Source organism: Bradyrhizobium genosp. A, from assembly GCF_049949275.1.
Lineage (GTDB): Bacteria > Pseudomonadota > Alphaproteobacteria > Rhizobiales > Xanthobacteraceae > Bradyrhizobium.
On the sequence record NZ_CP188196.1, the window covers coordinates 2,596,226 to 2,608,859 of the forward strand.

Here is a 12,634-nt window from a genome sequence, read left to right on the forward strand (position 1 = left end):
ATGCAAACTGACTTTGTACGGCTTGAATGGCCGCTGTCCCTGTCTACGCTGAATGGGCGATCAAGTCATTTTCAAATCGGCGGGAGATCCGGAATTTCATTCCGCGAATTGCGGCATCGACGCGTTATGCCGTCAGCGATCCCGCTCGCTGATATAGGCAGCGAGAATGGCGCGCTCCTCGCTGGTCATCTCGGTGATGTTGCCCGGCGGCATCGCATTCGACCATGCTGCGACGCGCCCGATCAGGCGGATGTTGCGGTGGATGTGTTCGGGCGCGTCGAGCAAGATGCCCTTCGGTGCGGTCACGATGCCGGCCCAGACCGGCTCGGCCGCGTGGCACATGCTGCAGCGGGACATCACGATCTCCTCGACATTGGCGAGTGTCGGCTGCGCCGACAGCGCGCCCGTCTTGACCTCGCGCGGGCCGGCCGCGGAGAGGAAGAGGATCGCGATCGCGCCGGCCGCGGCCACGACCCACACCCACCATGGCGATTTGTGGCCGGCATGCCGCTCGTTGAAGAAATGACGGACCACCGGCCCCAGCGCCAGCACGATTGCGACGATGATCCAGTTGAAGCGCGTGGCATAGAGCAGCGGATAGTGATTGCTGATCATCAGCACGACGACCGGCAATGTCAGATAGTTGTTGTGGACCGAGCGTTCCTTGCTGGTCTTGCCGAGTTTCGGGTCGGGCGCCTGGCCCGCGATCAGGCTGGCGACGATCTTCTTCTGGTTCGGAATGATCACCGCAAACACGTTGGCGACCATGATGGTGCCGATGATCGCCCCGATTTGGTTGAAGGCGCCACGCCCGCTCAGCACATGGGTGAAGGCGTAGGTCAATGCGACCAGGAACAGATAGCCGCCGATGGCAAAGGGCAGCTCGCGCTGCGCCAGCCCGGTGCGACAGGCGGCCTCGTAGAGCAACCACGCCAGCGCGAGACTACAGAAGCTGAACAGTCCTGCCTGGAATGGCGTGAGGTCGAGGATCGACTTGTCGACCAGGAACAGATCGGCGTCGAGATAATACACCACCACCATCAGCGCGAAGCCGGACAGCCACGTGGTGTAGGCCTCCCATTTGAACCAGGTGAGCTCGTCGGGCATCTGGGTCGGCGCCACCAGATATTTCATGATCCGGTAGAAGCCACCGCCATGGACCTGCCAAGCCTCGCCCTGCACGCCATCAGGCAGGTCGCTCTTGGTCTTGAGGCTGAGGTCGAGGGCAATGAAATAGAACGAGCTGCCGATCCAGGCGATCGCAGCCACCACGTGCAGCCAGCGCAGCAGCAGGCTCGCCCATTCCGATACGATCGATCCCCACATGATCACCCCATCAATCGCGACGTCGATGCCGCGGCTTTGATGACCGCAACCGGCGGCCGTGCTCTTACAATCTGTTGCACCGATCCGCGCCGTTTTCCAGTACGATGGGTCATACCAAATGCACATCGTGCGGGCATGAGCTGACGCGGGATTTGGCAGAAAAAGTCCGGGAGGAAGGCGACGTGACAATTCGTGTTTCGCACATGATCGTGCCCGCTTGGCTGTTGGTTGCCTGCGCCGGCGCCCAAGCCGAGTCCGTGCTGAAAGGCAAGGATGCCTATGGCAGCTGGCAGGCCGACAAGCCCGGCACCGTCAGGCTGATCCGCCCGCAGGATCTGGCCAAACCCGGCGCCTCGCCGTCGGTCTCCAACCCCACGCGCGTGACGGCGCGCGGTGGCGCCACGCCGCTCGTGCCGGAGGGATTCAAGATCGAGCTGTTGGCTGACGGCCTGTCCGACGCACGCGTGCTGCGGGTCGCGCCGAATGGCGACATTTTCGTTGCCGAGACCAGGCCCGGGCGCATTCGCGTGCTGCGTCTTGGCGAGGGCGGTGCCAAGGTTGCGAGCAACGAGGTGTTTGCCAGCGGGCTCGCCCGTCCTTTCGGCATCGCCTTCTTCCCGAACGGTGACAATCCGCAATGGGTGTATGTCGCCAATGCCGGCAACGTCGTCCGCTTTCCCTATCACGCCGGCGACCTGAAGGCGTCGGGCAAGCCCGACGTCGTGGTGGCGAACCTGGCGCAAGGCTCGGGGCATTCTACCCGCGATATCGTGTTCACGCCTGACGGCAAGCGCATGGTGGTGTCGGTCGGCTCCGCCAGCAATGTCGCCGAGGGCATGGGGAGCCCGCCCGGCGGGCTCGAGGCCTGGTCGCGCACGCAAGCCGTCGGCGCCTCCTGGGGCTATGAGGCCGAGCGCGCGGCGGTGCTGTCCTTCGACCCTGAAGGCAAGGACCGCAAGCTTTACGCCACCGGCATCCGCAACTGTGTCGGTCTCGCGATCCAGCCGCAGACCGGCCTGCCCTGGTGCTCGACCAATGAGCGCGACGGCCTCGGCGACGATCTCGTGCCCGACTATGTCACCAGCGTGAAGGAGGGCGGCTTCTACGGCTGGCCGTGGTTCTACATCGGCAACAATGAAGACCCGCGCCACGCCGGTGCGCGGCCGGACCTCAAGGACAAGGTGACGGTGCCTGATGTGCTGGTGCAGGCGCATTCGGCCTCGCTCGGCATGACGTTCTATCAGGGCACGCAGTTTCCATCCGAATACCAGGGCGACGCCTTCGCCGCCGAGCACGGCTCCTGGAACCGATCGAAGCGCACCGGCTACAAGGTGATCCGCATCAGGATGAAGGACGGCAAGCCGACCGGGGAGTACGAGGATTTCGTCACGGGCTTTGTCGTCAACGACAGCCAGGTGTGGGGACGGCCGGTCGGAATCGCGGTGGCGCAGGATGGCGCACTGCTGATCTCGGAGGACACGGGTGGCACGATCTGGCGGGTGACGCATTAGCTTCGCGCGGCGGTGAAGGTGCACCCTCGCCCCTTGTGGGAGAGGGTGGCTTCGCGATAGCGAAGCCGGGTGAGGGGTCTCTCTCCGCGAGTGCATCTCGCCACGAGTTTGCCGATATAACCCCTCATCCGGCGCCGTAGCCGACGCTACGCGTCGGCGTCTTTTATCGGTACGGCGGCCGTAGGCCGCCTATGCAACCTTCTCCCACAAGGGGAGAAGGAAAGGGGCACCGAGTTTCCCTCGGACTTACCCTCGCCTCACGCTCGCCCCGCCATCCACCGGCAACGTTACGCCCGTGATGAAATTCGCCTCGTCCGAGGCCAGGAACAGCGCGGCGTTTGCGACGTCCCAACCTGTGCCCATCTTCTTGCGCAGCGGCACTTTGCTGTCGCGCTCGGCTTCGACCTCGGCGCGGGTCTTGTGCCATTCGCGAGCGCGGGTGTCGACCGCCATCGGCCTGTTCATCAGGCCGGGCAGGATGACGTTGGCGCGGATGCCGTATTCGGCGTTCTGGTAGGCGAGCTGCTCGGTGAAGGCGATCATCGCCGACTTCGTGGCCTTGTACGCGACGTAAGGATAGGTGGTGATCGCCGCCATCGAGGAGATGTTGATGATGGCGCCGCTCTGCTGCGCGCGCATGATCGGGATGACTTCCTTGGCCGCGAGAATGCAGCTCTTCAGATTGATCGCGACGACGCGGTCGAACGCTTCTTCTGTGATCTGAAGCAGCTCGGCATCGCCTCCGGACAGGCTGACGCCGACATTGTTGTGCAGCACGTCGATCCGGCCCCAGCGCGATTTGGCGTCGGCGACCATCGCCTTGATGTCGGCAGACTTGGTCACATCGGCCTTGAAGGCTGCGGCGGTGCCTTGCTTCGCCGCGATCAGATCGACGGTCTCCTGCGCCGATTCCAGGTGATGGTCGACGCACAGTACCATCGCGCCCTCGCGCGCGAAGGTCAGCGCGGTGGCGCGGCCGTTGCCCATGCCCTCGCCGGGGCTCTGACCGGCGCCGACGACGATCGCAACCTTGTCCTTCAAGCGCATGTCAGTTCACTCCTTACCGCGGGGAGGCCGGTATCGTCCTCAGGGCCCTGCATGCCGTCTCATCCCGATATTTTCGTGCAAACTAGCAATGGAGCGCGGAGCTGGGAAGGCCGGCTGTGCCGCGCGGATGTCATTGACATCGCATGGAATTGCATGCCGCCGCGCGGTCCGGCCCGGGCGCGAACAAGCTGTTGCGGAACCAACTTCACGCAACTGCGTTTGTGGCAGGGGCATTTTCGCGCTAGGCTTGCCCTTGGGGTTTTCCATTCGCCATTGGCTTGCCGATGAATCTGCTCGATCCACAAGGGCCGGTGGCTACCGCCAACAGCACCATCCTGGTCGATTCCGTCTTCATCATGCTTGCGATTGTGGTGCCGACCATCATCGCGATCCTCGCCTTTGCGTTCTGGTTTCGCGCGTCCAATACCAAGGCCCATTTTCAGCCCGACTTTGTCTATTCCGGCCGCGTCGAGATGGTGGTGTGGGCGATTCCCGCACTCACAGTGATCCTGCTCGGCGGCGTCGCCTGGATCGGCTCGCACCAGCTCGATCCCGCAGCGCCGGTGCCGGGCACAGGCAGCCCGGTGCGCATCCAGGCCGTCTCACTCGACTGGAAATGGCTGTTCATCTATCCGGACCAGCGCATCGCCACGGTCAACACGCTGACGGTGCCGGCCGGCGCGGAGCTGAATTTTCAGCTGACGTCGTCGAGCGTGATGAACGTGTTCTTCATCCCGCAGCTCGGCAGCATGATCTACACCATGAACGGCATGGTGACGAAGCTCAACCTGCGCGCCGACAACGAAGGCAAACTGCAGGGCTTGGGGGCGCATTTCTCCGGCGACGGCTTTCCGGATATGATGTTCGACGTCAACGTGATCTCGCCGCTCGCCTTTCCCGATTGGGTGGCGGCGACGGCGAAGTCGGACGCCGTGCTGAACGAGGACAGCTACAAGAAGCTGATGCAGCAGGGCATCGAGAGAGGCAGGCCGACCTATCGGCTCGAGGACCCGCGCCTGTTCGACCTGATCTCGACACAGCACATTCCGCCAGGGCCAGGACCGGAGCTCGTCTCCAACGCCGGCCGTCCCCACAGTGGAGGCCACGATGCTCGGTAAGCTCGACTGGTCGGCGATCCCGTTCGATCAGCCCATTCCGCTCATTGCTGGCGGCGTAGTGCTGGTCGGCATCCTCGCTGTGCTGATCTGGGTCGTGGTGAAGGGCCATTTGCCCTATCTCTGGAGCGAATGGATCACCAGCGTCGATCACAAGCGGATTGGCGTCATGTACATCCTGCTGGCTTCGGTGATGCTGCTGCGCGGCGGCAGCGACGCCATCATGATGCGGATCCAGCAGGCGATCGCCTACCAGTCGCAGGGCTATCTCCCGCCCGAGCACTATAATCAGATTTTTTCAGCGCACGGCACGATCATGATCTTCTTCGTGGCGATGCCGTTCGTGATCGGGCTGATGAACCTGGTCGTGCCGCTTCAGCTCGGTGTGCGCGACGTCGCATTCCCGACGCTCAATTCCGTCGGCTTCTGGCTGACCGCGACCGGCGCGCTGCTGGTCAATCTGTCGCTCGTGATCGGCGAGTTCGCGCGCACCGGCTGGCTCGCCTTTCCACCATTATCGGAACTGTCCTATTCGCCCGGCGTCGGCGTCGATTACTACGCCTGGTCGCTCCAGATTTCCGGCGTCGGTACGCTGGTGGCCGGCATCAACCTCGTCACGACGGTGCTGAAGCTGCGCACCAGGGGCATGAACTATCTGCGCATGCCGATGTTCTGCTGGACCACGCTGGCCTCGAACCTCCTGATTGTCGCCGCGTTCCCGATCCTCACCGCCACCCTCGCGATGCTGCTGCTCGACCGCTATCTCGGCTTTCATTTCTTCACCAATGAAGCCGGCGGCAACGTCATGATGTTCATGAATTTGATCTGGGCCTGGGGCCACCCGGAGGTCTATATCCTGGTGCTGCCGGCGTTTGGCATTTTCTCCGAGGTGGTCTCGACCTTTTCAGGCAAGGCGCTGTTCGGCTATCGCTCCATGGTGCTCGCGACCATGGCGATCTGCGTCATCTCCTTCATGGTCTGGCTGCACCATTTCTTCACGATGGGCGCAGGCCCCGACGTCAACGCTATCTTCGGCATCGCCAGCATGATCATCGCCGTGCCGACGGGCGTGAAGATCTACAATTGGCTGTTCACGATGTATGGCGGCCGCATCCGCTTTACGACGCCGATGCTCTGGGCGGTCGGTTTCATGGTCACCTTCATCATCGGCGGCTTGACCGGCGTGCTGGTCGCGGTGCCGCCCGCGGATTTCATGCTCCACAACAGCATGTTCCTGGTGGCGCATTTCCACAACGTCATCATCGGCGGCGTGCTGTTCGGCGCCTTTGCCGGCTTCGAATACTGGTTTCCAAAGGCATTTGGCTTCCGCCTCGACGAGCGCTGGGGGAAGCTGGCGTTCTGGTTTACCTTCACAGGCTTCTACGTCACCTTCGTGCCGCTCTATGTCGCCGGCATGCTCGGCATGACGCGGCGCTTGCAGCACTATGAGGTCGCGGAGTGGCGGCCATGGATGATCGTGGCGGCGATCGGGATGGCCGTGCTGTCGATCGGCGTCATTTGTCAGATCATGCAGCTCGTGGTCAGCATCCGCAATCGTGAGGCGCTGAGGGATCGCACCGGAGATCCCTGGGACGGCCGGTCGCTGGAATGGGCGACCTCATCGCCGCCGCCGGTGTTCAATTTCGCCTTTCATCCCGACGTTCGCGGCGAGGATGCCTATTGGGACATGAAGGTCGCTGCCCAGCAGCAATCGTTCGAACACGAAGTGCCTGAGTATCAAGACATCGAGATGCCCAGAAACTCGCCGACCGGCTTCGTCTGCGCGTTCTTCGCCACCATCATGGGATTTGCGCTGATCTGGCATATCTGGTGGATGGTGATCCTGGGCGGCATCGGCGCGTTCGCGACCTTCGTCGTTTTCGCCTGGCGCGACCATGACGAATACGTCATTCCGGCCGCGGAGGTCGCCGCGATCGATCGCGTCAATCTCGAGGAACGGCGCAGCCTCGTCAGCATGGCGGGAGCGATCTGATGGCGATGACCGCGACCCTCGGCCACGCGCATGCCGATCCCCATCACATCGGTCTCGTCGTCGAGCATCCCGGGCCCGCGCCGAAGCGAACCGTGACCGCCTACGGCTTCTGGGTGTTCCTGCTCTCCGACATCGTGATGTTCTCCTGCTTCTTTGCGGCCTACGCGGTGCTGGTCAGCCAGACCGCCGGTGGCCCCAAGGGTTCGGAGATTTTTGAGCAGCGGAACGTCGCGATCGAGACCGTCTGCCTGCTGCTCTCGAGTTTTACATGCGGCATGGCCAGCATCGCGGCCGACGTCCGCAACCGGTTCTGGTTCTATCTCGGCATGGCCGTGACCTGCGTCCTTGGGCTGATCTTCCTGGCCATCGAGTTCAGGGAATTCGCCGACCTCGTTGCACGCGGCTATGGCCCGTCACGCAGTGCCTTCCTGACCGCGTTCTTCTCGCTGGTTGGATGTCACGGCCTGCACGTCTCGGCCGGCGTGCTCTGGCTCCTCACCATGATGGCCCAGGTCTTCGCAAAGGGCTTTCGCGCCGACGTCCTGCGCCGCATGATGTGCTTTGCGCTGTTCTGGCACGCGCTCGACATCATCTGGGTCGGCGTGTTTTCCGTCGTTTATCTGCTTGGGGGTGGCGTATGAGCGATCAGGCGCACATGCATGTCGAGCACGACATCGCCCCTGGCGATGAAGAGCAACACAGCGTCGGCGAGCGTATCGTCGGCTATGTCGTCGGCCTAGGTCTCGCGCTGCTGCTCACCGCGACCTCGTTCTTCATCGCCGGTACCGATCTGGTCTGGCAGCCTTCGATCCCCGTTGCGCTGATCGTGCTCGCGATTGCGCAGATGGGCGTGCATCTCGTGTTCTTCCTGCACATCACCACGGGCCCGGACAACACCAACAACGTGCTGGCGCTGGCCTTCGGCCTGCTGGTTGTCTTCCTGGTGGTCGGCGGCACCGTCTGGATCATGGGGCATTTGAATCAGAACATGCCGCCGATGGAGCAGTTCATTCGGATGCACAGCTAGCGCTGCGCAAAAAAGAAGAGCCGCTTGTTGTGACAAGCGGCCCAAGTCTAGGGAGGAAACGCCCGAGCAAAGCAATCGGACCGAAGCCGGATTGCCGCCAAGGAAACGCTCGCGCAAAGCGCTTGCGTACACATATAGGTGCAGCAACTCCCCTTTGAGTTCAATTCCGGATCAATACTGTCTCCGGCTACTACTCACGGCTGCGTGAACCGTTTGTTCACTTTGGCCGGCGGCAGTTGTAGGCTTTGCGGAAGCCCGAGGCTTGCGCGTCGTCCTCCGAGCAGAACCAGCGGTCCGGCTTGGTGGTCGCGGCGTAGCTTGGGCAGCCCCGCAGATGATAGATGCCGATATTGCCGGTGACGCGCGCGCGCACCGCGAGCTTGCCCTTGATGGCGCAGCTCGGCGGCGCCGTCAGCTCCTCCGGAAACAGCACCGCGCGAATCTCCTTGTCGCGATCGGCGCGGCAGGCGGCGCCGAGCAGGACGCCGTCCTTCTTGCCGGTGCGGAATTCTTGCGGTGCAACAAAGCAGCCCTTCCAGATGCCGGCTGACGCCGTCTTGGCCTCGGCGGCCGCCGCCTTGACATTGGCCTTGATGGGCTCGCGCGCGATCGCATAGCCCAGTTTGAGCAGCTGCTCGTTCAACGAGACCTTGTCGCCCTCGACCGTGCAGATCGCGCGGTGGCGCTTGCCAAAATTCTTCTCGGGACCGACATCGTCGCAACGCACGGGCTTTCCACCGATCAGCTTGGTGAGCTGGTCGCGGGCCTCGATGCCGCAGGTCCAGGGATCGGCGTGGTCGTCGATGCAAACCTGGTCCAGCTCGGGCGCGTCGACGCCGTCGAGCCGGTAGGTGACGTCGCCGAGCTGGACTGAATTGGCGTCCCGGACCGTGGCAGCCGCGGTCAGCGCGGCGGCGGGGCTGGTGGTCCCCAGAAATCCGGACAGAGCGAGAAACAAGACAAGCGCGAAGGCGCGGGCGGCGGCAAAGGAATTTTGGAAGGACATACGGTCTCGCTGTTGATCGGCGCGTTCGCCCCGTTCCTAGCATCCGGACAGGGCAACACCAATGGTCCTGCGGCCTGCGAAGTACGACATTCGCTTACCGCGGCTTTACTCGCCGCCCCCTCTGATCCTATCGTTTGGTGCAGCCAGCAGGCTGCGAAGGCCGAATCGCCCGGGAAGCGGCGAGGGCGGGAGGAATTCTTGCAATGAACGATGCTGTGGACGTCCTGATCATCGGCGCCGGCGCTTCGGGAGCCGCAGTGGCGTGGTCGCTGGCCGAGACCAAGATGCACATTCTCTGCCTGGAGCAGGGTGGCTGGATGAACCCGGCGGAATATCCCAGCACTGGTCGCGACTGGGAGGCCAAGTTCTACGGCGAGTGGTCGTCGAGCCCCAATGTCCGCGGCCGGCCCGAGGACTATCCGATCAACGACGACAATTCGCCGATCAAGGTCGTCAATTACAACGCGGTCGGCGGCTCGACGGTGATGTACACCGCGCATTGGCCGCGGCTGCATCCCTCCGATTTCAAGGTCAAGACGCTGGACGGCGTCGCCGACGACTGGCCGGTCGATTACGACGCGCTGACGCCGTTCTTCGAAGAGAACGACCGGATGATGGGCACGTCCGGCCTGTCGGGTGACCCGCTGTCGCCGCTGACGCATCCGCCGATGCCGCAACAGCCGCTTGGATTGTCAGGCGCGATCATCGGCAAGGCCATGAACAAGCTCGGCTGGCACTGGTGGCCGTCGGACACGACGGTTGCGACGATGGACTATGAGGGGCGGGCACGCTGTATCAATCTTGGCCATTGCACGCCGGCCTGCGCGCAAGGCGCAAAATCCTCAACCGACATCACATATTGGCCGCATGCCGTCCGTGCCGGCGTCGAGCTGCGCACCCATTGCCGGGTGCGCGAGATCACGACCGACGAGAACGGCATGGCCACGGGCGTGGTCTATTATGACAAGGACGGCGTCGAGCAGTTTCAGCCGGCGCATGTCGTGATCATCGCCTGCAACGGCGTCGGCACGCCGCGGCTGCTGCTGAACTCGAAATCCAATCGCTTCCCGGACGGTCTTGCCAACTCGTCGGGCCTCGTCGGCAAGAATTTGATGTTCCATCCCTATGCGCAGATCTATGGCTATGTGAAGGAGCCGACCGACGCTAACCGCGCACCGCCGACCTGCCTGTGGAGCAAGCAGTGGTACGACACGGACCTGTCGCGCGGCTTCGTGCGCGGCTACGGCGTCCAGTTCGTGCGCGGCGCGGGGCCGGTGTTCGAGGCCGTCGTCAGCGAGCAGAAGGGCATTCTGCCGTGGGGCGCGGATCATCACCGCGTCTTCCGCAAGCTCAACGGCCATCGGCTCGGATTCTCCGCGATCTGCGAGGACCTGCCGGAGGAGCACAACCAGGTCACGCTCGATCCCGTGCTGAAGGACAGCCACGGCATTCCCGCGCCGAAAATCAACTACACGATTAGCGAGAACAGCCAGAAGATGATGGACCATGCGCTCGCCCGCGGTCGCGAGATTCTGGACATGGCCGGGGCGACCGACATCTGCATCAATTCGCCGATCCCGTGGGGCGGCTGGCATCTGCTCGGCACCGCGCGGATGGGCACTGATCCCAAGCGCTCCGTCGTCAACGAATGGGGCCGCACGCACGACGTCAAAAACCTGTTCATCGTCGACGGCAGCATCTTCGTCACCTCGGGCGGCGTGAACCCGACGTCCACTATCCAGGCCCTCGCGCTCTACATCGCCGACCAGATGAAGCAGCGCCTCGCAAACTTGTTCGACTGATCATGATGTGGACCGAAGCGAGCCGCGACCTCGCTGCACCTCTCCCGCTTGCGGGAGAGGTCGGCGCAACGCGCCGGGTGAGGGTTCTCTCCTCTGCGGGAATCCCTTTATGGACCCACCCTCTCCCCGACCCTCCCCCGCAAGCGGGGGAGGGAGTGCACTTTCATCGCCGCGCGAGCGCAAGAAGAGAACACAATGCCTGATCAACTCTCCCTCACGCCGCGGCAGCGCGATGACCTTCGCACCATCGCTGCGATGATCATTCCCGCCAGCGACGAGTACAAGGTGCCTGGCGCCGACGACCCCGCGATCCAGGCCGACATCCTTGCGACGCTCGGCCGCGACACCAAATTGGTGACCGCGGCGCTGGACCATCTGGCGCGGCTCGCCGGCCAGCCGCTTGCGGAGCTCGATGGCACCAGGCGCGATGCAGTGGCGCAGGAGTTTCGCAGGCATGGTGGCGCGGCCGCGGCAACGCTCGTCCGCGTCGTGCTGCAATGCTACTACCGCGACGACCGCGTGCTCCGTTCGCTCGGGCTCGAGCTGCGCGCGCCGTTCCCCAAGGGCTATGTGCTCCCGGACGGAGACTGGTCGCTGCTCGACCCCGTCAAGGCAAGATCCGGCACGCTGCGGCGAGCGCCCTAGCCACCTGGGCAGTCCATCCTTGCGCCCCGGGGCGAGCCACTTGCGCCTGACGGAACAGGCCACCATGTGTGTGAGCCTCAAGGACTTTTGCCATGCTGGATTTCACTTCAGACATCGTCGATGACGCCGCGTCATCGCGAACGACAGTCTCTGCTCCGGTCGATGACCGCGCCTTGCTGGACGCCTATTCCAATGCCGTGATCGACGTGACCGACCGCGTCGGTCCCGCGGTCGTGCGTGTCGAGACCGGGCCAAAAGTGCCGAACGGCCGCGAGCGCGGCGGGCTCGGCTCCGGCATCGTGATCTCGCCGGACGGTCTCGTCCTCACCAACAGTCACGTGGTCGGCGCTTCCAAGGAGATCCGGTTGCGGGATGTCGAGGGCCATGTCGGCGACGCCCGGGTGCTCGGCGTCGATCCCGACACCGATCTGGCGCTGTTGCGCGCCAATGGTGTGCGTGACTTGCCCTATGCCGCGCTTGGCAACTCCAAAAGCCTGCGGCGCGGCCAGCTCGTGATCGCGATCGGCAATCCGCTCGGCTTTGAATCGACCGTCACCGCCGGCGTGGTCTCGGCGCTCGGGCGCTCGATCCGTTCTGTCAGCGGGCGCACCATCGAGGACGTGATCCAGACCGATGCAGCGCTCAATCCCGGCAATTCCGGTGGACCGCTGGTATCGTCGAATGCCGAGGTGATCGGCATCAACACCGCCATCATCAATGGCGCACAAGGCATCTGCTTCGCGGTCGCCAGCAACACCGCGCAATTCGTGCTGTCGGAGATCATCCGCCACGGTTACGTCCGCCGCGCCTTTATCGGGGTCGCCGGGCAGACCGCGCCGGTGCCGCGGCGGCACGCGGTGCTGGCCGGCGTCGACAACAAGATGGGCGCGCTACTCGCGCAGATTGAGCCGGATGGACCTGCGGCGAGGGCGGGCCTGTTGCCCGGCGACGTCGTGATCAGGCTCGACGGCGTCGAGATCAACGGCGTCGACGATCTGATCCGCGTGCTCGATCGCGACCGGATCGGCCGGCGGCTCGCCATGGACGTGCTGCGGCTCGGCCGCCTGCGGGCGTTCGATATCGATCCGACTGAGCGGAAGCCGCAGCGCTAGCGCGGGACCGGCGAGGCGGGGTATGACAATTTCATGCCTTGCCTCCGGAC

11 protein-coding genes are annotated in these 12,634 nt (G+C 63.8%); 8 read left to right on the top strand and 3 right to left on the bottom strand.

Annotated elements, in window-relative coordinates:
* Positions 1 to 132: 132 nt before the first annotated feature.
* Positions 133 to 1,326 carry a urate hydroxylase PuuD gene (locus ACP2YP_RS12075; protein WP_426424355.1) on the bottom strand — a complete coding sequence of 398 codons (1,194 nt, stop codon included), beginning with the start codon at positions 1,324 to 1,326 and terminating at the stop codon, positions 133 to 135.
* A 203-nt stretch (positions 1,327 to 1,529) separates the two neighbouring features.
* Here ACP2YP_RS12075 and ACP2YP_RS12080 point away from each other — a divergent pair, with 203 nt between their 5' ends.
* Entirely contained in the window at positions 1,530 to 2,837 is a 1,308-nt protein-coding gene (locus tag ACP2YP_RS12080; protein ID WP_426426120.1) for a PQQ-dependent sugar dehydrogenase, read from the top strand.
* Positions 2,838 to 3,083: 246 nt separating this feature from the next.
* Here the strand turns inward: ACP2YP_RS12080 and ACP2YP_RS12085 are convergent, their stop codons facing one another.
* Positions 3,084 to 3,884, bottom strand: coding sequence for an SDR family NAD(P)-dependent oxidoreductase (locus ACP2YP_RS12085; RefSeq protein ID WP_426424356.1), 801 nt, complete (start codon positions 3,882 to 3,884; stop codon positions 3,084 to 3,086).
* 284 nt (positions 3,885 to 4,168) lie between these two features.
* On the opposite strand from ACP2YP_RS12085, the gene ACP2YP_RS12090 reads away from it, so the two are divergent.
* The 4 genes from ACP2YP_RS12090 to cyoD are packed head-to-tail and all read left to right on the top strand — an operon-like array spanning position 4,169 to position 8,019.
* Complete coding sequence (locus tag ACP2YP_RS12090; protein ID WP_426424357.1) at positions 4,169 to 5,002, top strand: cytochrome ubiquinol oxidase subunit II; 834 nt, start codon at positions 4,169 to 4,171, stop codon at positions 5,000 to 5,002.
* Positions 4,992 to 6,992 carry a cytochrome o ubiquinol oxidase subunit I gene (cyoB, locus tag ACP2YP_RS12095; protein ID WP_426424359.1) on the top strand — a complete coding sequence of 667 codons (2,001 nt, stop codon included), beginning with the start codon at positions 4,992 to 4,994 and terminating at the stop codon, positions 6,990 to 6,992. The genes ACP2YP_RS12090 and cyoB overlap by 11 nt, the downstream gene beginning before the upstream one ends.
* Positions 6,992 to 7,633 carry a cytochrome (ubi)quinol oxidase subunit III gene (locus ACP2YP_RS12100; RefSeq protein WP_426424361.1) on the top strand — a complete coding sequence of 214 codons (642 nt, stop codon included), beginning with the start codon at positions 6,992 to 6,994 and terminating at the stop codon, positions 7,631 to 7,633. Before cyoB ends, ACP2YP_RS12100 begins: the two co-directional genes overlap by 1 nt.
* Positions 7,630 to 8,019 (top strand): cytochrome o ubiquinol oxidase subunit IV, encoded by a 390-nt coding sequence (gene cyoD, locus ACP2YP_RS12105; RefSeq protein ID WP_426424363.1) that lies wholly within the window; start codon positions 7,630 to 7,632, stop codon positions 8,017 to 8,019. Before ACP2YP_RS12100 ends, cyoD begins: the two co-directional genes overlap by 4 nt.
* 217 nt (positions 8,020 to 8,236) lie before the next feature.
* Here cyoD and ACP2YP_RS12110 read toward each other — a convergent pair whose 3' ends face one another.
* Entirely contained in the window at positions 8,237 to 9,025 is a 789-nt protein-coding gene (locus ACP2YP_RS12110; protein WP_426424364.1) for a thermonuclease family protein, read from the bottom strand.
* Between the two features lie 203 nt (positions 9,026 to 9,228).
* Between ACP2YP_RS12110 and ACP2YP_RS12115 the strand changes: the two genes are divergently transcribed.
* The 3 genes from ACP2YP_RS12115 to ACP2YP_RS12125 all read left to right on the top strand — a co-directional run bounded on the left by ACP2YP_RS12115 (position 9,229) and on the right by ACP2YP_RS12125 (position 12,584).
* Positions 9,229 to 10,827 carry a GMC family oxidoreductase gene (locus tag ACP2YP_RS12115; protein ID WP_426424366.1) on the top strand — a complete coding sequence of 533 codons (1,599 nt, stop codon included), beginning with the start codon at positions 9,229 to 9,231 and terminating at the stop codon, positions 10,825 to 10,827.
* Positions 10,828 to 11,022: 195 nt separating this feature from the next.
* The gene (locus tag ACP2YP_RS12120; protein WP_426424368.1) at positions 11,023 to 11,472 is read left to right on the top strand and encodes a hypothetical protein; all 450 of its coding nucleotides are present in this window, start codon (positions 11,023 to 11,025) and stop codon (positions 11,470 to 11,472) included.
* Positions 11,473 to 11,564: 92 nt separating this feature from the next.
* A complete protein-coding gene (locus ACP2YP_RS12125; RefSeq protein ID WP_426424370.1) occupies positions 11,565 to 12,584 on the top strand; it encodes a S1C family serine protease in 1,020 nt (339 codons plus the stop codon).
* The last annotated feature ends 50 nt before the right edge of the window (positions 12,585 to 12,634 follow it).